A 19,628-nucleotide genomic window follows, 5' to 3' on the forward strand; every position below is an offset into this window, starting at 1 on the left:
GATATACGTCAAACGGATGCCTGTCGGGCGCGCTAGTTCTGGCAGTGCGGACAAAACACCGTGGCTCGTCCCGCCACGCGGATTTTTTTCAGAGGACGGCCGCAACGGACGCAGGGCGCGCCACCCCGGCCGTAAACCGCAAAGCTGTTCTGAAATGCGCCCACGTCGCCGTTGGCGTCGCGGTAATCGCGGATGGAGCTGCCGCACTGGGCAATGGAACGCCGCAGCACATCCTGAAGGGCCGCCAGCAGGCAACGGCTCTGGGCGGGGCTGAGCCCGGCGGCCTTGCGACGCGGGTCCAGCCCGGCCTGAAAAAGCGACTCGTCAGCGTAAATATTGCCAATGCCGGCAATGGCTTTCTGATCCAGCAGCACAGCCTTGAGCGCCGCGCCCCGGCCCTTGAGCAGCGCCGCAAAGGTCCGCGCGCCGAGTTCCAGCGGTTCCGGCCCCAGTTCGCGCCAGAAATCCCAGCTCTGCCGGATATCCGGCGTGCTCGCCAGCACCAGGCCAAAGGCCCTTGTATCGTCGAAAAAGAGGCGACGGGCCGTGCCGTCCGGGGCGCGCAGATCAAAAATGCAGCGTGTGTGGGGGCCGGGCGGCGCGCCCTGCGGCCAGGTCATCAGACGACCGGTCATGCGCAGGTGCACGGCCAGCATGTCCGGCGCGGGAGCGCTCTTCCGCGTACCGTCCGGCGGGGCCAGACGCAGCAGCAACAGCTTGCCCCTGCGGCCCACATCCGCAATACGGCGGCCCGTCAGAACGGACAGGGGCAGGCTCAGAGGGTGCAGGCTGCTCGCCCGCAGGACTTGCGCGCCGCTCAGCACGCAATTTTGCACCTGGGGGCGAAGGGTGCGGGCAACGGTTTCAACTTCCGGCAATTCAGGCATGGCGGCATCCGGCTTTTTTTGCCGCTGGCGGCGTCAGGCCGCGCGGCTCTCTGGGGGGGCCCCGGGGGCTGCGCGCCGGAAAGGGCCGCGACGGCATGATGGCTCAGGCAAGATAAATTTCCAGCAGACCTTCGGGCGGGTCAATGGTCACCGAGGGGGCGTCCAGGTCAAAGCCCACAATGAAACAGGGCCGCGCCGGAAAGAGAATTTCCCGCTCGTCTGGCGTGACAATGACCCAGATTTCCTGATCCGCCGGATATTCCACATGGTCGAGCCGCCCCAGGCGGCGACCGTCGGGCAGCAGCACATCGCAGCCCAGCAGGTCTTCCACATAGGCTTCATCCTCTTCCGGCTGGGGCAGGCTTTCACGCGGCACCAGAAGCTTGCAGCCCCGCAGGGCCTCGGCCGCCGCGCGATCCGCCACGCCCTCCAGCAGAAGCAGGGGACGCCCCTTGTGCCAGCGACAGGCCAGCGCGCGAACGCGGCGGGGAGCGCCGCTTCCGGCCTGCAGCCAGAAAGGCGCGTCCAAAAGCAAGGGGGAGCCCGCATGCCAGTCGATGCAGATCTCCCCTCTGATGCCGTGGGGCCGCGCCAGCGTGCCCATGTGAATCATCGCATCCGCCATGATATCAAGCCGGCGCTACTCCAGAATTTCCAGAACAGCGCGTTTCTTGGACTTGGTGGATGCGGCGCTCAGGATGGTGCGCATGGCGCGGGCCGTGCGGCCCTGCTTGCCGATGACCTTGCCCAGATCCTCCTTGGCGACCTTGAGCTCAAGCACCGTCGTCTGTTCGCCTTCCACTTCGCTGAGTTGCACCTCTTCGGGATGATCCACCAGGGACTTGGCTATATACTCGATCAGGGTCTTCATCGCGTACCTCCCAAAGGGGCCTTGTGCCCGCGAGCAAACGCGGGCAAAGGCTGAATAGCGCGCAACCTTCGGAGCAACCGGCCTTTCGCCGCCCCACCCTTCCTCCGCCGGGCGGCGGCCTTCCCCATTGGGGCGCGCCTGCCTCATCCATCCGCGCATGCGCCGAAAAAGCCCGCCAACGGGAGAAGCGCGCATCACAGGCGCGCGTCGGCCTTTCCGGCGGTCGGGCCGCGCCGTTCACCAGCCGCGCCGGCCATGGCGCATCTTGCGGCGCATTGTCGCGACAGGCTTTTCGCCTTGCCGCAACAGCGGCGCATTTACGACAGATGCGCCTTGATCAGCGAGCGCACTGTATCCGTGGGTTCGGCGCCGCGCGCGAGCCACTCTTTGATTTTATCAGCATTGAGCTTCACGTCCGCCGGATTGGTCATGGGGTTGTAGTACCCCAGAAATTCCAGCGGGCGGCCATCACGACGGGTTTCGTCATTGGCGGCCACCACCCGGTAAAAAGGATGCTTTTTGCTGCCGAGACGGGTCAATTTCAACTTTACAGCCATGAGTCCAACTCCCTTTGGTTTTATGTTAGCTTCGCGCCCGTAAAAGGGCAAGAGGAAACGGCATTTACCGCACCGCGCCGAGGCGGTCACTTCTTTTTGCGCTTCTGGCGCTCTTTCTTTTTTCGTTTTTTGGCGGCGGCGGACTTGCCGCCCGAAGGCCGCCCGCCCGGCAACTCCATGCCGCCCATGCCGGGCATGCCCAGACCCGGAGGCATCATGCCCGGCGGCATGCCGCGCGGCATTCTGGGCATGGCGGGATGGCCGCCCTTGCCGCCCATCATGCCTTTCATCATCTGGCGCATCTGCTCGAACTGGCGCACCATCTGATTGACCTGCGCCACGCTCACGCCCGCGCCCCTGGCGATGCGCGCCCGGCGGCTGCCGTTGAGAATATCCGGGTTGCGCCGCTCCTGCATGGTCATGGAATTGATAATGGCCTCGGTGCGCGCCAGCTCCTTTTCCGGCATGGCGCCGCTGGCCTCGGCCAGCTTTTCGCGCAGGCCGCCCAGGCCCGGAATCATCTTCAGAATGCTGTCCAGCGAACCCAGCTTTTTGATGCGCCGCATCTGGGTACGAAAGTCTTCCAGGTCAAAGCTGGCCTTCCGCATCTTGCGGGCCAGCTCTTCGGCTTCTTCGGCATTGATGGTGGACTGCGCCTTTTCCACCAGCGTGAGCACGTCGCCCATGCCGAGAATGCGCCCGGCGATGCGGTCGGGGTGAAAGACCTCCATCTCCGACAGTTTTTCGCCCACGCCCACAAACTTGACGGGCGCGCCGGTGACCGCGCGGATGGACAGGGCCGCGCCGCCGCGCGCGTCGCCGTCCATTTTTGTCAGCACCACGCCGGTCAGGCCCAGACGCTCGTTGAAGGCTTCGGCCACGGTCACGGCGTCCTGGCCGGTCATGGCGTCGGCCACGAACAAAATTTCCTGCGGCCGCACCGCCGCCTTGATGGCCGAAAGCTCCTCCATCAGCGGCTCGTCCACATGCAGGCGGCCCGCCGTGTCCAGCAGCAGCACGGTGGCCTGCTCTTCACGGGCCTTGTCCAGCGCCGCCGTGGCGATATCCACGGGCCTCATCTGCGTGGTGGAGGGAAAACAGGGCATGTCGAGCTGCCGGGCCAGCACCGCAAGCTGGTCAATGGCCGCCGGGCGATAGACGTCCGCCGGAACCAGGTAGGGGCGCATCTTCTGCCTGCGCAGCAGATTGGCGATCTTGCCCGCCGAGGTGGTTTTGCCCGAACCCTGAAGGCCCACCAGCATGATCACCGCCGGTTCCCGGCCCTGAAGGTTCAGGCCGGCGGTTTCGCCGCCCAGCAGGGCCACCAGCTCATCGTGGACAATCTTGACCACCTGCTGAGCCGGGCTCACCCCCTTGAGCATTTCCCGCCCCAGGCATTTTTCGCGCACGCCTTCCACAAAGTCTTTGACAACCTTGAAGTTAACGTCCGCTTCCAGAAGCGCCAGCCGCACCTCGCGCAGACCGGCCCGCACGTTTTCTTCGGTGAGCTGGCCGCGCCCGCCGAAAGAGCGGAATACGCCGGAAAGTCTGTCGGAAAGGCTCTCGAACATGAAGACCCCGCATCCGCCGCCCTGCCCCGGCATGGAGCGGCGGCCACAAAGCGTCTGTCATCGCGCCGCAACAGGCGGGCGAAGTGGAGATTCATAGGCTGTTTGCGCCGTGCCGTCAAGTCGCCGGACGCCGCATTGACAGGCGGAACGCCCGCGTCTAGAACAGAATTTCATCTCCGGCCAGGGGCCGAAGTGTGAGGAGCATGCGCCAAAAGGCGTTTCTTGCCCATTCACGGCTCTTTTCGCGCCGGGTTCCGCTTGCAAAAACCGCCCCCGCGGCGGCCGCACGGGAGAATGCCATGAATAAAGTCAGAATCACCGTCCTGAAGACCACATTCGACGCCGAGCTGTCCGCCCGGTATGGCGCGGAGGGCCTTGGAGCCTGCCCCATGCTGAGGAAGGGCCAGGTTTTCTATGCCGACTACGCCAAGCCGGAGGGCTTTTGCGACGAAGCCTGGAAAGCCGTTTATCAGTATGCCTTCGCTCTGGCGCATGGCGCGGACAAAGGCGTTTTCTATTACGGCGACTGGATCAGAACCCCCGGCGTGGCCATTTGCAGTTGCAACGACGGCCTGCGCCCGGTCATCTTCAAGCTGGAAGCCACGGACGAGGTTTCCAGCATTGATTACACGCCGGTGCGCTGAGGCTTTGCCGCAGCGCAGATGCGAAAAACCCCGCACGCGCCCAGGGCCTGTTAACACTATTTATATTTTTATGATCATGGGGTAAACTTGTTCCCATGATCATAACTAAAGAACACTATAAACGTATTGCCGATTGCTTTCCCCGCCAGCGACACGGATTCGCCCGTTTCAAACGTAAATCTCAGGTTGTTTCAAGATCGTCAGCGAATGGTTGATCTCACAACAGCTCTCTTTGCCAGATTTCATGTGAATGGGCAAAGAGAAGATACTTTATCACTCTTTTAGCAATGCTATCCGATTATTATATACCCGTCGTCGGCAAAAGGCAAAGGGATATTCCCGAATCCTGACAGCGCCTGGCGGACGCCGACAACCACAGGCGGAAAACGCCGCCCGCATTGACAGCGCCCTCACAAGCGGATAAGATGGTTTGCTAAAGTTTATATAATTATTTTAGCCCATTACGAGGAAGTCATGTTCACCAATCGCGGCAAGGCACTGACCTTCGACGACATTTTGCTGATTCCCGGTTATTCCGACGTAACCCCCGACGCCGTTGACATCACCACATGGCTCACGCCGGCCATTCCCCTGCGCATTCCTCTGCTCTCCGCCGCCATGGACACCGTGACGGAGTCGGCCATGGCCATTTCCATGGCCCGCATGGGCGGCATTGGCATCATTCATAAAAACATGCCTGTGGAGCGTCAGCGCCTGGAGGTGGAACGGGTCAAAAAGAGCGAAAGCGGCATGATTTTGGATCCGGTGACCATTTCTCCGCGCAATTCGGTGCAGGAAGCTCTGGATCTGATGTCCGACTTTCGCGTTTCCGGCCTGCCGGTGGTGGACGGGGAACGCCTGGTGGGCATTCTGACCAACCGCGACGTGCGCTTTGTGGAAGACGCCCAGGCAGTGCGCGTGGCCGACGTGATGACCAGCGACAAACTGATCACCGTGCCTATGGGAACCTCGCTGGCCGAGGCCAAGCGCCACCTGCACGAGCACCGTATCGAAAAGCTTCTGGTGGTGGACGAAAACAAGCGCCTGCGCGGCCTGATCACCATGAAGGACATCGACAAGGTTCAGAAATATCCCAATGCCTGCAAGGACTCCAACGGTCGTTTGCGCGTGGGCGCGGCCATCGGCATCGGCAAGGATTCCGAAGCCAGGGCCGCACAACTGCTTGAGGCCGGGGCCGACGTGCTGGTGCTGGATTCCGCCCACGGCCATTCTGTCAATGTGCTCAACGCCATCCGCGCGGTCAAGGCCAGCTTTCCCAACTGCCAGCTGATTGCGGGCAATGTGGCCACCTATGAAGGCGCGCGCGCCATTCTGGAGGCCGGCGCCGACAGCGTGAAGGTGGGCATCGGGCCAGGCTCCATCTGCACCACCCGCATCGTGGCGGGCGTGGGCGTGCCCCAGGTCACGGCCGTCATGGACGGCAGCCGCGCCGCGCGCGAGATGAACCGCTGCTGCATAGCCGACGGCGGCATCAAATTCTCCGGCGACATTGTCAAGGCGCTGGTGGTGGGCGCGCATTCGGTGATGATCGGCTCCCTTTTCGCCGGCACCGAGGAAAGCCCCGGCGAAACCATTCTTTACCAGGGGCGCACCTACAAGATTTACCGGGGCATGGGCTCCATCGACGCCATGAAGGAAGGCAGCTCGGATCGCTACTTTCAGGAACGCAGCAAAAAGCTGGTGCCTGAAGGCATTGTGGGCCGCGTGCCCTACCGGGGGCCTGTCATGGACGCCGTGTACCAGCTCATGGGCGGCCTGCGCTCAGGCATGGGCTATGTGGGGGCGAAGACCCTGGACGATCTCTTCAAAAACACCACCTTCTGCGAGATTTCCGCCGCCGGGCTGCGCGAAAGCCATGTGCACGACGTGGTCATCACCAAGGAAGCGCCCAACTATCGCATTGAGAACTAGCCCGCACGAGCGAGGATGCAACATGCCGCACAGCAAGGTCATTATCATCGACTACGGCTCCCAAGTCACGCAGCTCATCGCCCGCCGCGTGCGCGAGGCCGGGGTATATTCCGAAATCCACTCCTGTGTGACCACGGCCGCGCAGGTGGCGGGCATGCGCCCCTCGGCCCTGATTCTCTCCGGCGGCCCGGCCAGCGTGGGCGAGGCCGACGCCCCGGTTCTGGACCCCGGCTTTCTGGAACTGGGCGTGCCGGTGCTGGGCATCTGCTACGGCATGCAGCTTCTGGCCCGGAACATGGGGGGGCGGTTGGCCCAGTCCCTGACGCGGGAATACGGCCCGGCTGAGCTGACCCTGAGCGCCCCCTGCGCGCTCTGGGACGGTCTGGACGCGAAAAGCCCTTCCAGAGTCTGGATGAGCCACGGCGACAAGGTGCTGGCCCCGCCGCCGGGCTTCACTGTCACGGGGCGCACCCCCACTCTGGATGTGGCCGCCATGGCCGACGAGCAGCGCCGGATATACGCGGTGCAGTTCCACCCCGAAGCGCACCACAGCGCGGACGGCGAACGCATTCTGCAAAACTTTCTGTTCAAGGTGGCCGGCATCACGCCGGACTGGAGCATGTCCTCCTTTGTGGATCGCGTGGTCAAGGAAATGGCCGAGCAGGCGGGCGACAAGCATGTGGTCTGCGCCCTGTCCGGCGGCATTGACTCCACAGTGGTGGCCGTGCTGCTGCACCGGGCCATCGGCAAGCGCCTGCACTGCATCTTTGTGGACAATGGTCTGCTGCGCCTCAACGAAGGCAATGAGGTGGTCAGCTGCCTGCGCGAGCATTTTGACCTCAATCTTGAATTTGTGCAGGCGCAGGAGCGTTTTCTCTCCCGCCTCAAAGGCGTGGAAGACCCGGAGAAAAAACGCAAAATCATCGGCCACACCTTTATTGAAATTTTCGACGAGGAAGCCAGAAAACTGCCCCAGGTGGACTTTCTGGCGCAGGGCACCCTGTACCCGGACGTTATCGAATCCGTCTCGCACAAGGGCCCCAGCGCGGTGATCAAAAGCCACCACAATGTGGGCGGCCTGCCCGACACCATGAAACTCAAGCTCATTGAACCCCTGCGCGAACTCTTCAAGGACGAGGTTCGCAAGGTGGCGGCCGAGCTGGGCCTGCCCGACTCCATTGTCTGGCGGCATCCCTTCCCCGGCCCGGGGCTGGCCATCCGCGTGCTGGGCGAAGTCACCGGGGAACGCCTGCGCATCCTGCGCCAAGCCGACAAGATCGTGCAGGAAGAGCTGCGCGAATCCGGCTGGTATCGCAAGGTCTGGCAGGGCTTCGCGGTGCTGCTGCCGCTCAAGACCGTGGGCGTCATGGGCGACGGCCGCACCTACGAAAATGTCATCGCCCTGCGCGTGGTGGACAGCGTGGACGCCATGACCGCCGACTGGGCGCGCCTGCCGCCGGAGCTCATCGCGCGCATGTCCGGCCGAATCATCAATGAAGTCAAAGGCGTGAACCGCGTGGTCTACGATGTGTCCTCCAAGCCGCCCAGCACCATCGAATGGGAATAAGGAGCCTCTATGTTCGGCATAGGCAGTACGGAACTCCTGGTCATTCTGGTGGTGGCGCTTGTGGTGCTGGGCCCCAAAAGCCTCGCCAACATCTCGCGCACTCTGGGCAAGGCTATGGGCGAGTTCCGGCGCGTTTCCACGGACTTTCAGCGCACCCTCAATGCCGAGGCCGCGCAGGAGGAGGAAGCGGAACGCCGCAAGCAAGCCGTAAAAAAAACCGCCGGCGCCACGGATGAAACCGTGGCCGTCAAGCCCGCTCAGACACCGGAAACGCCTGCGGCTAGGGCCGTGAGCGATACAAGCGACACGGTCGCGAGCCAGACAGAAACGGCAACCGAGGCCCTTGCCGCCCCCACGCCGTCCGTGGCTTGCGAAGCTTCCGCATCGTCTCCGGCGGATGGCGCTCCCGCCAGTGACGCGCCGGCGTCGCCTCCGGCGGGCAGCCCCCTGGCCGCCGCCCTGGCCAAAACCAGAGCTGAAGCGGAAGCCCTCTCGCCGCAAAACGGCGCAACCGCCCCGGCCACAGAAAACGGCGGCGCGGCATGAACCAGCCGGAAGACAAACTGACCTCCCCGGTTTCAGCACAAGAGAACGCCGCGCCCGCAATGGAAAACGCGGCCGAATCCCGCCGGCCTGCCGCCTCTGGCGAAGCCCGGGGGACTGACGGCGCAAGCAAGGCGGATAAGTCCAGCGCAGCCGACCTGAGCGATTTTGAAGCGTCCATGTTTTCCGGGCCGGAATGGCGGCCTGACGCCGCCGCGGACGCCCCCGCAAACGGCGGGGATGCGCCGCCTGTGACGCCGGACGGGCTTGACAGTCCGCGCGACGGGCAGCCCCCCGCGCAGGAACGCGGTGCGGGCGCGCCGCCTCTGCCGCCCTCTCCGCCCGTGGATGCGTCGCCTCCTCCCGCCCCCAGGCCGGAGGACAGCCTGCCCTCCGCGCGCGGCGCGCAAGACTCGGCGGGCGACGAAAACGCCGACAAGCCCATGGGCCTGATGGATCACCTGAGCGAGCTGCGCGCGCGTCTGGTACGTTGCTGCATCGCCGTGGGTCTGGGCTTTCTGGTCTGCTGGTCCGTGGTGGATCCCATTTTCAACGCGCTGGTGAATCCGCTGCTGGCGGTTCTGCCGCCTGGTTCGCACGCCCAGTACACCACCTTGCCCGAAGGTTTCTTCACCCGCATGTACATCGCCTTTGTGGCGGGCGTCTTCGTGACCAGCCCGGTCGTATTCTACCAGATATGGTCCTTTATCGCGCCCGGCCTCTATGATGAGGAAAAACGCCACATCATTCCGGTGGCCATATTGTCGGCCCTGTTTTTTGTGGCCGGCGGCGCATTCTGCTATCTGGTGGTTTTTCCTTACGCCTTCAGTTTCTTCGTGAGCTTCTCCACCAGCGAAATCGTGGTCATGCCCAAAATCAGCGACTACCTGGGCTTTGTGCTCAAGCTGATTCTGGCCTTTGGCCTGATTTTTGAGATGCCGCTCTTTGCCCTTTTTCTGTCGCGCATGGGGCTGATCACCGCCACCCTGATGCGCAGCACGCGGCGTTACGCCGTTCTGGGCATCTTTATCGTGGCGGCCATTCTGACGCCGCCGGATGTGGTGTCGCAACTGCTGATGGCCGGCCCCATGCTCCTGCTCTATGAAGTCAGCATTCTGGTGGCGGCCGCCTTCGGCCGCAAAAAACCGGCGCCCGAAAACGTCGAAACCGGCGACGCCCAGCAGGGCGAAGCCAGCGTCAAAGACAAGACCGCGGAGGAAGCATGAACGCCAACACCCCGCGTAAAGCCGCGCGGGAGCGGCTCAGCGCCGAAACCCGCATCAGCCTGAGTCTGACCCTGGACGGCAACGGCGATACCGAAATCCGGACCGGCTTCGGCCTGCTGGATCACATGCTGACCCTGACCATGTTCTGGGCGGGCATGGATTTGCGGCTCTCCTGCGAGGGCGATCTGGAGGTGGACGCCCACCACAGCGTGGAGGACGTGGGCCTGACTCTGGGCCGCGCCCTGCTGGAAGCCCTCGGCGACAGAGCCGGCATTGCCCGCGTGGGCTATGGCCGTGTGCCCATGGACGAGGCGCTCAGTGAAGTGACAGTGGATCTTTCAGGCCGTCCCTGGCTGGAATGGCGCGGCGACGAACTGTTGCCGCCTGTCATGGCCGGAGAGGAAAAAGACCTCTGGCGAGAATTTTACAAGGCTCTGGCCAGCAGCGCCCGCTGCAATCTGCACGTTGCCTTTCTGTACGGCAAAAACGGCCACCACCTGCTGGAATCGGCGGCCAAGGGGCTGGGGCTGGCCTTGCGCCAGGCGGCGCGGATTCAGGGCACAACCATCAGAAGCACCAAAGGAGGACTTGATTGATGCGTACTCGCCTGCATATATTTTTATTGATCGTTCTTTGCCTGGCGCTGGCCGTCTCCTGCGCCCGCCGGCCCCGCAGCACGGCCGAGGCGCCCCGATTCATTTCCGCCAGTTACAGAATCTCCGTGGCGCCCTTCACACAGCCCACCAACGCCAGCCAGCTCATCGCGGGCCGCATTCCCGAAAATCAGGGCCGTATTCCCGACGACATGCTGTCCGCGCTGGACATGAAGCTGCGTGAAGTTCTGCTGACAGACACCAAACGCCAGTACAATTTTATTGTTCGCCGGCATACGCCGTCGGATCTGACGCGCTTTCACAGTTCCGAGCAACCGCAGGCCCTGCCCCAGTGGGAAGACTACGGCAAGCGGCAAGGCGCTCAGCTTCTGCTGATTCCCCAGGTGCTGGACTGGCGTCAGCGCGAGGGTTCCAAGGCGGGCGTCACCCACTCGGCCCATGTGCGGGTGGAGTTTTTTCTGCTCAAGGTGGGCGACGGCACGCTGATGAACCGTTCCATTTTTGAGGAAGAGCAGGTGAGCCTTACGGAAAACCTGCTCACAGCGGGTTCGTTCTTCAAACGCAAAGGCGCCTGGGTCACGGCTGAAGAACTTGCCGTGGACGGCATGCGCAAAGCGGTCAAGGATATGGGCTTATGATCATCTTCCCGGCGGTCGATATTCAGCGCGGTAAGGCCGTGCGCCTCAAACAGGGACGCGCCCAGGAATCCACCGTTTTCGCCGAGAACCCGGTCGAGGCGGCCCGCGCCTGGCAGGCGCGGGGGGCGCGCTGGCTGCATGTGGTGGATCTGGACGGCGCGTTTGACGGCGCGGCGCAGAGCCGGGCCATCGTGCGGCGCATCTGCCGGGAGATCAGCATCCCCGTGCAATTGGGCGGCGGCATCCGCGACGAGGAGACGGCCCGCGCCTATCTGGACGCCGGGGTGCGCCGCCTGATCATCGGCACCCTGGCCCTGGAGCAGCCGGAACTGTTCGCCCGCCTCTGCCGCGCTTTTCCCGGCCAGATTGGCGTTTCTCTGGACGCCGAGGCGGGGCGTCTCAAAAGCCGGGGCTGGGTGACCGACACCGGCCTGAGCGTGGACGACGTGTTGCCCCGTCTTCAGGACGACGGCGCGGCCTTCATCATCTATACGGATATTGAACGCGACGGCATGCAAAGCGGCGTCAACCTGAGCGCTCTGGAGCATCTGGCCCGCAGCGCCCGCGTGCCGGTCATCGCCGCCGGCGGCGTGGCCACTCTGGCCGACGTGCAAAAGCTTTATCCCCTCTCCCGCTCCGGCAGGCTGGCCGGCGCCGTCAGCGGTCGCGCCCTGTACGAAGGAGCCTTGCGACTGGAAGAAGCCAACGCCTGGATTGACGCACAGGAAAATGCGGAAAAAGCCTGACCGTCGCCCGCGGTTCGCGTCTGCTCCACAAAAAACCCGTCCCGTCGCGGCTCACGGCGGGTTTTCTTTCCCGCATATGTCGGCAATGCGAAAGAGTGACCTTGCCAAGGGCCTGTCCCGCGTTTACATTCTGGCCATGTCCGCTGTCCGTCATCCTGTCCGCGGCCCGTACCACGGCTTTCCTGAAGAGCGCCACTGGCGTTCCCTGCTCTAGATGTAGAGCTTCTCCCCGCCTGTGCATTGTTCGAAGAAGCCGCCGCGTGGCGGCCTGTCCGCTGTTTTTCGCGTTACGAGGAGAGTCATGCTGACTACCAGACCATTTCACTGGTATTGCCTGTTGGGGGCCATCATTCTGGAAGTGGGCGGCACCACTGTCATGAAGCTGGCCCAGGGCTGGGCCTTTGCCCATGCCGCACTGTTGGGCCTGACCCTGATGTGGCTGGCCATCGGCCTTTCCTATTATCTTCTGGCCCTGTCCACCACCGGCCTGCCCGTGGGCGTGGCCTTCGCCTGCTGGGAAGGGCTGGGCCTGACCCTGATTACCCTGTCCAGCGCGCTGATTCTGGATGAAAGCCTGACCCTCAAGCGTGTTCTGGGCCTGGTCTGCGTGCTGGCCGGAGCGCTGCTGGTGCACCACGGCACGGGCCACGGCCAAAACGCAAGGCCGCGCCCGCGCGCGACCGGGCAAAAGCGCCTTGCATTTCAGGCCGGGTCTGACGGCGCGCGCGCCGCAGGGAGGCCGCCATGCGCACCCTGACCGCCTTTTTCAATTTTTCCGTGCTGCTGGTCATGCTGGCCGCCTTGCTGGATATTCTGGCCAATCTGCTGTTGGCCCGCTCCCGGGGCTTCCGCCGCTGCGGGGTCGGCATTACGGCCCTGGCCCTGGTGGGGCTGGCCTTTTACTGCCTTTCCCTGGCCGTGCGTCATATGGATCTGGCCGTGGCCTATGCCATGTGGGGCAGTTTCGGCATTCTGGGCACCTCGCTGGGCGGCTGGCTTTTCTTCAGCCAGCGCCTCAAACCCTGCGCCTTTGCGGGCATGGGCCTGCTTATTACGGGCATGCTGCTGTTGCGTCTGGGCTGAAGGCCCGCCGCAGTCATCCCCGCTTTTGCTGAAAGCAAGCCGGCGGCGCTCCGCCAGGTCGGACGGCGACTCATGGAGTTTTTCTTCAGGCCGGGCCGGCAGATGCGCAAAACCGCCCCCCGCCGGATGCGGCGGAAGGCGGTTTTGCGGCGGATATGCAAACAGGTTTTATTGCGCGGGCTGGCTCTCTCCCGCGCCGTTCTTGCCGGCGGCATGGGCGCGCAGGGAAGCGCAGATGGGCTGGGCCGTGGCCCGGCCCGAAAAGATTTCTTCCGGCGAGGCGGCCAGGGCCTGGGGCAGCACATCGTCCACATGGTCCACAAAGACAATTTCCAGGTCTTTGAGCACCTCGTCCGGCACGTCCTTGAGGTCCTTTTCATTGTCGCGGGGCATGATCACTTTTTTTATGCCGCTGCGCCGCGCGGCCAGCAGTTTCTCACGCAGGCCGCCGATGGGCAGAACACGTCCGCGCAACGATATTTCGCCGGTCATGGCCACATCGTTGCGCACAGGAATGCCCAGCAGCGCCGAGGTGATGGAGGTGGCCAGGGTAATGCCCGCCGAAGGGCCGTCCTTGGGCGTGGCCCCGGCGGGCACATGCACATGAATGTCCACCTTGCGATGGAAGCGCGGATCAAGCCCCAGCACTTCGGCGCGCGAGCGCACATAGGACAGGGCGGCCTTGGCCGATTCGGTCATCACCTCGCCCAGCTGGCCGGTGGTCACCACATGGCCCGCGCCGCTCATCAGGCTGGTTTCCACCAGCAGAATTTCGCCGCCGCGCTGATTGTAGGCCAGCCCGGCACAGACGCCCACCTGGGGTTCCTCCTCGCGCTCCTCGTGACGGTATTTCTTGACTCCCAGAAAGCCCGGCAGGCTTTGACGCGAAATGGACACGCACTTGTCCAGATCATCCTCCTCCACCAGGCGAATGGCCGTCTTGCGGCACAGGGCCGCGATTTCGCGCTCCAGATTACGCACCCCGGCTTCACGCGTGTAGCCGCGAATGATCTCCAGCAGGGCGTTTTCGGAAATGCGGATATTGCCTTCCCGGAGGCCGTGCTCCTCAATCTGGCGAGGCAGGAGAAAACGCCGGGCGATGTGGCGTTTTTCCGTCTCCAGATAGCTGGAAAGCTCGATAATTTCCATGCGATCCAGCAAGGGTGCCGGAATGCTGTGCAGCGAATTGGCCGTGGTGATGAAAAAAACCCTGGACAGATCGTATTCCAAATCCAGATAATGATCCATGAAGGTAGCGTTCTGTTCCGGGTCCAGCACTTCCAGCAGGGCCGAGGCCGGATCGCCCCGGTAATCCGAGGTCATCTTGTCCACTTCGTCCAGACAGAACAGGGGGTTATTGAATTTGACCCGCTTCAGCGACTGGATGATCTTGCCCGGCAGCGCGCCCACATAGGTGCGGCGGTGGCCCCTGATTTCGGCTTCGTCGCGCACGCCGCCCAACGAAAGACGAACAAAATCGCGGCCCGTGGCCCTGGCCACGGATTTGGCCAGCGAGGTCTTGCCCACGCCGGGCGGCCCCACAAAACAGAGAATGGGGCCTTTCAGGCCGTGCGAAAGCTTCTGTACGGCCAGATATTCCAGAATGCGCTCCTTGGGCTTTTCCAGGCCATAATGATCCCCGTCCAGAATGGCGCGAGCCTTTTCGATGTCGATATCAATGCTTTTCAGGTCGTTCCAGGGCAGATCCAGAATCCAGTCCACATAATTGCGCACCACCGTGTATTCGGCGGCCGAAGGCGGCATGGCCCGCAGTTTCTTCACTTCAGCCAGGGCTTTCTGGCGGGCCTCCTCCGGCATATCGCGGGCCTTGAGCTTCTGCTCCAGCTCGTCAACCTCCGCCTGGGGGTCGTCGTCCCGCCCCATTTCCTTGTTGATGGCCTTGATCTGCTCGTTGAGATAATACTCGCGCTGGTTGCGCTCCATCTGCACCTTGACGCGGTTTTTGATCCGCTTTTCCACAGTGGACAGGGCCACCTCGCCCTGAAGCAGCTCATAGGCGCGTTCCAGGCGCTCGGTAACGTCTGAAAGCTCCAGCGCCTCCTGTTTTTTGCGATAATCCACCTTCAGATGCGGCAAAATGGCGTCAGCCAGGGGGCCTGGCTCGTGCAGGGCCAGAATGGAGAGCACGGCCTCCTGCGAAATCTTTTTATTGTTCTTGCCGTATTCTTCCAGCGCCTCGTGAACCGCGCGAACCAGAGCCTCCTTTTCTTCCGGGCGGCTCTGGCTTTCCTCCAGACGGCGCACCCCGGTCACAGAGCACGGGCCGTCCTCGCGCAGGTCTTGCCAGGCGGCCCGGTACAGGCCCTCAAACAGAACCTTGATGGTGCCGTCGGGCAGGCGCAACATCTGAAGAACCTTGCTGACCACGCCCACGGCGCACAGGTCGCCCGCTTCGGGTTTTTCCAGCTCCGGTTCGCGCTGGGCCACCAGAAAAATCTGTTTGCCAAAGGAGGACTGAGCCGCCTCAATGGCCTTGATGGAAGCCTCGCGGCCCACAAAAAGCGGCATGATCGAACGCGGAAACATGACCACTTCCCGCAGGGGCATGACCGGCATTTCCCGAAAGATTTCCCCGCGCATTGCGTCAGACATACTCTCTCTCCCCAAAGGCGTCGGCGGGCCGAACCGTTAGGCCCGGCCCGCGACAGCCCGCTTCAGCATACTGCGTTCTGATTTCAGCCCGGCGTCCGCTCCCGCAGTCGCCAAAACAGCATCACTACCGCGCCGTCTCAAGAAGCCTTGTCTTCAGACAAGCGCCTTTCCTCGCTGACGGCCTCGCCGCCGTCGCCGTAGAGCAGCACCGGCTCTTTGCCCTTTTCAATCACCGCCCGGTTGATCAGGCATTCCCTGACATTGGGCATGGAGGGCAGCCTGAACATGATGTCAAGCATGATCTTTTCCATGACGTTGCGCAGGCCGCGAGCGCCGGTCTTGCGCTCAATGGCCCTGGCCGCGATGGCCTTGAGGGCGTTGGTCGTGAAACGCAGGGTCACGTTGTCCAGCTCAAAAAGCTTCTGGTACTGGCGCACCAGGGCGTTTTTGGGCTCAGTGAGAATGCGCACCAGATCCGGCTCATCCAGCTCGTCCACATGGGTAATGATGGGGATGCGGCCCACGAACTCCGGAATCAGGCCAAACTGAACCAAATCCTGCGGATGGATTTTTTCCAGCAGCTCGGCCAGGGGCATATCCTTGCTGGCCCGCACCTTGGCCCCGAAGCCCATGGATGCGCCGCTCATGCGCGATTCCACAATCTTGTCCAGGCCCACAAAGGCCCCGCCCACAATGAACAGGATATTGCCCGTGTTCATGCGTATAAATTCCTGCTGCGGGTGCTTGCGCCCGCCCTTGGGCGGGATGTTGGCCTCGGTGCCTTCAATGATTTTCAGCAGGGCCTGCTGCACCCCCTCGCCGGACACGTCGCGGGTGATGGACGGCCCGTCGCCCTTGCGCGAAATCTTGTCAATTTCGTCAATATAGATGATGCCCTTGCTGGCGGCTTCCAGGTCATAGTCCGCATTCTGGAGCAGTTGCACCAGAATGTTTTCCACATCCTCGCCCACATAGCCGGCCTCGGTGAGGGTGGTGGCGTCGGCAATGGCGAAGGGCACGCGCAAGACCCTGGCCAGGGTTTTGGCCAGCAGTGTTTTGCCGCTGCCCGATGGCCCCACCAGAAGGATGTTGCTTTTTTCCAGCTCCACATCCCGGCCAAGGGCGTCAGCGTAGAACACGCGCTTGTAGTGATTATGCACGGCCACGGAAAGAATTTTCTTGGCCTCGTGCTGCCCGATGACGTATTCATCCAGCCTGTCCTTGATCTCCTGCGGAGAAAGCAGGCGTTCGCCGTTGTCGGGGCTTTCCAGTCGGTCGCGGGCGATGATGTCGTTGCAGGCCTTGACGCAGTTGTCGCAGATGCTTGCGCCGTCCTGCACAATGAGGTTGCGCACTTCCAGTTCGCTGCGGCCGCAAAAGGAGCAGCGCAACGGTTCGTTGGTATTGCCCATATGCTATTCGCCCTTTTCCTGCGCCATATCACGGCGTGACGCCAGCACGCGGTCGATGATGCCGAGTTCTCTGGCTTCCTCAGGGGTCAAAAAATTGTCTCGCTCTGTGGCCTTGACCACATCCTCATACGGACGTTTGGTATTTTCCGCCAGCATGCGGTTGAGCCGCTCCTTGAGGCGGAGCACTTCACGGGCGTGGATTTCAATATCCGTAGCCTGCCCCTGAAAACCGCCCGAAGGCTGGTGGATCATAATCTGACTGTTGGGTAATGCAAAACGCATGCCCGGCTCGCCGGCGGCCAGAAGAAAGGCCCCCATGCTGGCCGCCCGGCCCATGCAGACCGTGGTGACCGGCGAAGTGATGTAGCGCATGGTGTCGTAAATGGCCAGGCCGGCCGTGACCGAGCCGCCCGGAGAATTGATGTACAGGCTGATTTCCTTTTCCGGGTCCTGCGATTCCAAAAAAAGAAGCTGGGCGCAGATCAGAGAGGCGACGGCGTCGTTGACCTCGGACCCCAGAAGCACGATGCGATCCTTCAGCAGCCGCGAATAAATATCATAGGCCCGCTCGGAACGGCCTGTGGTTTCAATGACCATGGGAACTAAAGACATATATCTCTGCCTCGCGGTTTTTGGCCCGCGCGTGACGCTTTGGCCGTGCAAACGGGAAAAGGCTGTTGACGCGGTCAACAGCCCCGAAAATCAGGCGCGGACACACCAGTGAGGCCGCTCCCGACTTTCGTGCCTTGCGCCGGATGCCGCGCTCTTGCCCGCCGCGACCGACGCCAGTGCGAAAGGCGGCCTTCATTCAGGCCGCCTTCAGTTTACTTTGATTCTTCTTCGGAGGCGGCGGGCGTCTCCACCGGGGCGGCCGGGGCGTCGTCGGTCTGAGGCGTTTTGGGCTCCACCTCCGTCACCTTTGCCTTGGCGTAAACCCTGTCCATGGCCTTGTCGGCCAGCAGGCGGTCGCGCAGCACAAAAATCAGGCCGGAGCGTTCATAGTTTTCGCGCAGAGTCTTGAAATCCTCACCGCTGCGCAGGCTTTCCTGATAAATCTGAGCGACGACTTCCTGGTCACTGACCTCCAGCCCCTCCTTCCTGGCAATGGAGAGCAGCAGCACCTGAATGCGCGCCAGTTCTTCGGCCTGCGGCAGCATTTCCTTACGCAGCTCCTCAGGGCTCTTGCCCAGAGCCTCCAGCCGCTTGCCCTGCCGCTCAAGGCGCGCCTTGAGGTCGGTCAGCAGAGTGCGCATCTGAATGTCCAGCAGGCTTTCAGGCAGGGGAAAATCCGCCATCTTCAGCAGACGGTCCAGAATGGTCTTCTGGGCCGCGCTTTTGTTCAGGTTTTCACGGCTCTGGGTATAACTGCGGGAGATGGTTTCCCTGAGTTTGTCCACACTCTCCAGCCCAAGGCTCTTGGCCAGCTCGTCGTTGAGTTCAGGCAGCTTGCGCTCCTTGACCGCATGCACCTTGACCTTCATGATCACGGTTTTGCCGGCCAGGTCTTTGGCGATGAAGTCATCAGGAAAGTGGATTTCGCCCTCGCCTTCCTGCCCGTAGGGAATGGTTTTGACCAGAGCCTCAAAATCCTCAAGGGCCTGGTGCTCACCCAGAGCCAGGTCAAAATTTTCGGCCCTGACGCCTTCCACCGGCTGGCCGTTTTCATAGGCGGCGAAGTCAATGCAAGCCACCTGGCCGTCCGCGGCGGGCGCGGCACTGTCCACGGGCACGAGTTGCGCGCGGTCGCGGCGGATGCGCTCAATGACGTCCCCCACTTCCTTTTCGTCAACGACCACCTTCTCCTGCTCCACTTCCACGCCTTCGTAGGGGGGCAGGTCAAACACCGGCAGCACTTCAAATTCAATGCTGTAGGCATAGGGCTTGCCCCGCTCCAGAGCGCCCGCGCCATCCACATTGATGCCTGACAAAGGCTGGACATCCAGTTTCTGCATCACGTCGTTGATGTGCACATTGATCAGATCCTGGCGGGCCTCTTCGTAAATTCTGTCGCGGAAGCGCTGTTCAATGACCGAGGCGGGCGCCTTGCCCTTGCGAAAACCGTCCACCTGCACGGAAGTTTTATACAGAGCAACGGCGCCCATGATGGCCGCCTCGACTTCCTGAGGCTCCGTGGTGATCACGATCTTTTTTTTGACCGGCGAAATATCTTCAGCGCTGTATTCCACGTGGAGCTCCTTTCTGCTGCTGGGAAAGTTGATATGAAGAAGAAGGACTTGAACCCTCAGCCTTTGCGCTGGCTCAAGCCGTCACTACTGAGCAACATGCTGTCATTGTTCATCATCAGCCGCGCATGCGCGCAAAGGCTCACTTTCACGGCCCGCAAAAGCACACCGCAACCGGCGGCAACCGTTCCCGATACCTTACTTTTCGTCAGAATTCAAGACCTGGCGCGTAAAGGGCGCTGGCTCTCTTGCCGCGCCTGCCCGGGACGCACAGGAGTATCCCTTGGGAGAAACGTCGCAAGGCCGTCCGGTTCACGCTCCCGCCGCCAAAGGCAAGATGCGCGGCAGGTGTTGGAAAAGGCCGAACAGGCTCCGTCCCCATTAAAAGACATTGAATTTTTTTCCATCCGCCTGTGCGGAAAAACGATTTTCCCGCCGGTAATGTCCAGCTTTTTTCGCATATTGAATGGCCCAATCGGTTGGATACTTTTCTCTGACGAGTTCACCAAAAATTTTCATGGTGGCATGCCGTTCCAACCTC

21 protein-coding genes are annotated in these 19,628 nt (G+C 62.3%); 12 read left to right on the forward strand and 9 right to left on the reverse strand.

What is annotated here, in order from left to right:
• Positions 1-32: 32 nt before the first annotated feature.
• The 5 genes from mutM to ffh all read right to left on the reverse strand — a co-directional run bounded on the left by mutM (position 33) and on the right by ffh (position 3,886).
• The gene (gene mutM / locus ACQRA4_RS08730) at positions 33-887 is read right to left on the reverse strand and encodes a bifunctional DNA-formamidopyrimidine glycosylase/DNA-(apurinic or apyrimidinic site) lyase (RefSeq protein ID WP_427822691.1); all 855 of its coding nucleotides are present in this window, start codon (positions 885-887) and stop codon (positions 33-35) included.
• 103 nt (positions 888-990) lie between these two features.
• Entirely contained in the window at positions 991-1,512 is a 522-nt protein-coding gene (gene rimM / locus ACQRA4_RS08735; RefSeq protein ID WP_427822692.1) for a ribosome maturation factor RimM, read from the reverse strand.
• 15 nt (positions 1,513-1,527) lie between these two features.
• Positions 1,528-1,758, reverse strand: a complete 231-nt coding sequence (locus ACQRA4_RS08740; protein WP_427822693.1) for a KH domain-containing protein — start codon at positions 1,756-1,758, stop codon at positions 1,528-1,530.
• A gap of 317 nt (positions 1,759-2,075) precedes the next feature.
• Entirely contained in the window at positions 2,076-2,315 is a 240-nt protein-coding gene (gene rpsP / locus ACQRA4_RS08745; protein WP_427822694.1) for a 30S ribosomal protein S16, read from the reverse strand.
• A gap of 86 nt (positions 2,316-2,401) precedes the next feature.
• Entirely contained in the window at positions 2,402-3,886 is a 1,485-nt protein-coding gene (gene ffh / locus ACQRA4_RS08750) for a signal recognition particle protein (RefSeq protein ID WP_427822695.1), read from the reverse strand.
• A 299-nt stretch (positions 3,887-4,185) separates the two neighbouring features.
• On the opposite strand from ffh, the gene ACQRA4_RS08755 reads away from it, so the two are divergent.
• The 11 genes from ACQRA4_RS08755 to ACQRA4_RS08805 all read left to right on the forward strand — a co-directional run bounded on the left by ACQRA4_RS08755 (position 4,186) and on the right by ACQRA4_RS08805 (position 12,879).
• Positions 4,186-4,530 (forward strand): TIGR04076 family protein, encoded by a 345-nt coding sequence (locus tag ACQRA4_RS08755; protein WP_427822696.1) that lies wholly within the window; start codon positions 4,186-4,188, stop codon positions 4,528-4,530.
• 474 nt (positions 4,531-5,004) lie between these two features.
• Positions 5,005-6,462, forward strand: a complete 1,458-nt coding sequence (guaB, locus tag ACQRA4_RS08760; protein ID WP_427822697.1) for an IMP dehydrogenase — start codon at positions 5,005-5,007, stop codon at positions 6,460-6,462.
• 22 nt (positions 6,463-6,484) lie between these two features.
• The gene (gene guaA, locus ACQRA4_RS08765) at positions 6,485-8,029 is read left to right on the forward strand and encodes a glutamine-hydrolyzing GMP synthase (RefSeq protein WP_427822698.1); all 1,545 of its coding nucleotides are present in this window, start codon (positions 6,485-6,487) and stop codon (positions 8,027-8,029) included.
• A gap of 9 nt (positions 8,030-8,038) precedes the next feature.
• The gene (gene tatB, locus ACQRA4_RS08770; protein WP_427822699.1) at positions 8,039-8,575 is read left to right on the forward strand and encodes a Sec-independent protein translocase protein TatB; all 537 of its coding nucleotides are present in this window, start codon (positions 8,039-8,041) and stop codon (positions 8,573-8,575) included.
• Between the two features lie 440 nt (positions 8,576-9,015).
• Positions 9,016-9,798 carry a twin-arginine translocase subunit TatC gene (gene tatC, locus ACQRA4_RS08775; protein ID WP_427822711.1) on the forward strand — a complete coding sequence of 261 codons (783 nt, stop codon included), beginning with the start codon at positions 9,016-9,018 and terminating at the stop codon, positions 9,796-9,798.
• On the forward strand, positions 9,795-10,394 hold the full coding sequence (locus ACQRA4_RS08780; protein ID WP_427822700.1) for an imidazoleglycerol-phosphate dehydratase: 600 nt from the start codon (positions 9,795-9,797) through the stop codon (positions 10,392-10,394). Before tatC ends, ACQRA4_RS08780 begins: the two co-directional genes overlap by 4 nt.
• Positions 10,394-11,050, forward strand: a complete 657-nt coding sequence (locus ACQRA4_RS08785) for a hypothetical protein (RefSeq protein WP_427822701.1) — start codon at positions 10,394-10,396, stop codon at positions 11,048-11,050. The genes ACQRA4_RS08780 and ACQRA4_RS08785 overlap by 1 nt, the downstream gene beginning before the upstream one ends.
• Entirely contained in the window at positions 11,047-11,796 is a 750-nt protein-coding gene (gene hisA, locus ACQRA4_RS08790) for a 1-(5-phosphoribosyl)-5-[(5-phosphoribosylamino)methylideneamino]imidazole-4-carboxamide isomerase (RefSeq protein WP_427822702.1), read from the forward strand. Before ACQRA4_RS08785 ends, hisA begins: the two co-directional genes overlap by 4 nt.
• An 85-nt stretch (positions 11,797-11,881) precedes the next feature.
• Positions 11,882-12,010, forward strand: coding sequence for a hypothetical protein (locus ACQRA4_RS08795; RefSeq protein WP_427822703.1), 129 nt, complete (start codon positions 11,882-11,884; stop codon positions 12,008-12,010).
• 87 nt (positions 12,011-12,097) lie between these two features.
• A complete protein-coding gene (locus ACQRA4_RS08800; protein WP_427822704.1) occupies positions 12,098-12,553 on the forward strand; it encodes a DMT family transporter in 456 nt (151 codons plus the stop codon).
• Entirely contained in the window at positions 12,541-12,879 is a 339-nt protein-coding gene (locus tag ACQRA4_RS08805; protein ID WP_427822705.1) for an SMR family transporter, read from the forward strand. The genes ACQRA4_RS08800 and ACQRA4_RS08805 overlap by 13 nt, the downstream gene beginning before the upstream one ends.
• Positions 12,880-13,047: 168 nt before the next feature.
• Here the strand turns inward: ACQRA4_RS08805 and lon are convergent, their stop codons facing one another.
• From lon to tig, 4 genes are all read right to left on the reverse strand, one after another.
• Complete coding sequence (lon, locus tag ACQRA4_RS08810) at positions 13,048-15,492, reverse strand: endopeptidase La (protein ID WP_427822706.1); 2,445 nt, start codon at positions 15,490-15,492, stop codon at positions 13,048-13,050.
• A 137-nt stretch (positions 15,493-15,629) separates the two neighbouring features.
• The gene (gene clpX / locus ACQRA4_RS08815; protein ID WP_427822707.1) at positions 15,630-16,904 is read right to left on the reverse strand and encodes an ATP-dependent Clp protease ATP-binding subunit ClpX; all 1,275 of its coding nucleotides are present in this window, start codon (positions 16,902-16,904) and stop codon (positions 15,630-15,632) included.
• A 3-nt stretch (positions 16,905-16,907) separates the two neighbouring features.
• A complete protein-coding gene (locus ACQRA4_RS08820; RefSeq protein WP_427822708.1) occupies positions 16,908-17,516 on the reverse strand; it encodes an ATP-dependent Clp protease proteolytic subunit in 609 nt (202 codons plus the stop codon).
• 212 nt (positions 17,517-17,728) lie between these two features.
• Positions 17,729-19,090 (reverse strand): trigger factor, encoded by a 1,362-nt coding sequence (gene tig / locus ACQRA4_RS08825; RefSeq protein ID WP_427822709.1) that lies wholly within the window; start codon positions 19,088-19,090, stop codon positions 17,729-17,731.
• A gap of 33 nt (positions 19,091-19,123) precedes the next feature.
• Here tig and ACQRA4_RS08830 point away from each other — a divergent pair.
• Positions 19,124-19,628, forward strand: a 505-nt coding sequence (locus ACQRA4_RS08830; protein ID WP_427822710.1) for a hypothetical protein, incomplete at its 3' end; no start/stop codon positions are given.

The organism is Desulfovibrio sp. SGI.169 (assembly GCF_050313595.1).
Lineage (GTDB): Bacteria > Desulfobacterota > Desulfovibrionia > Desulfovibrionales > Desulfovibrionaceae > Desulfovibrio.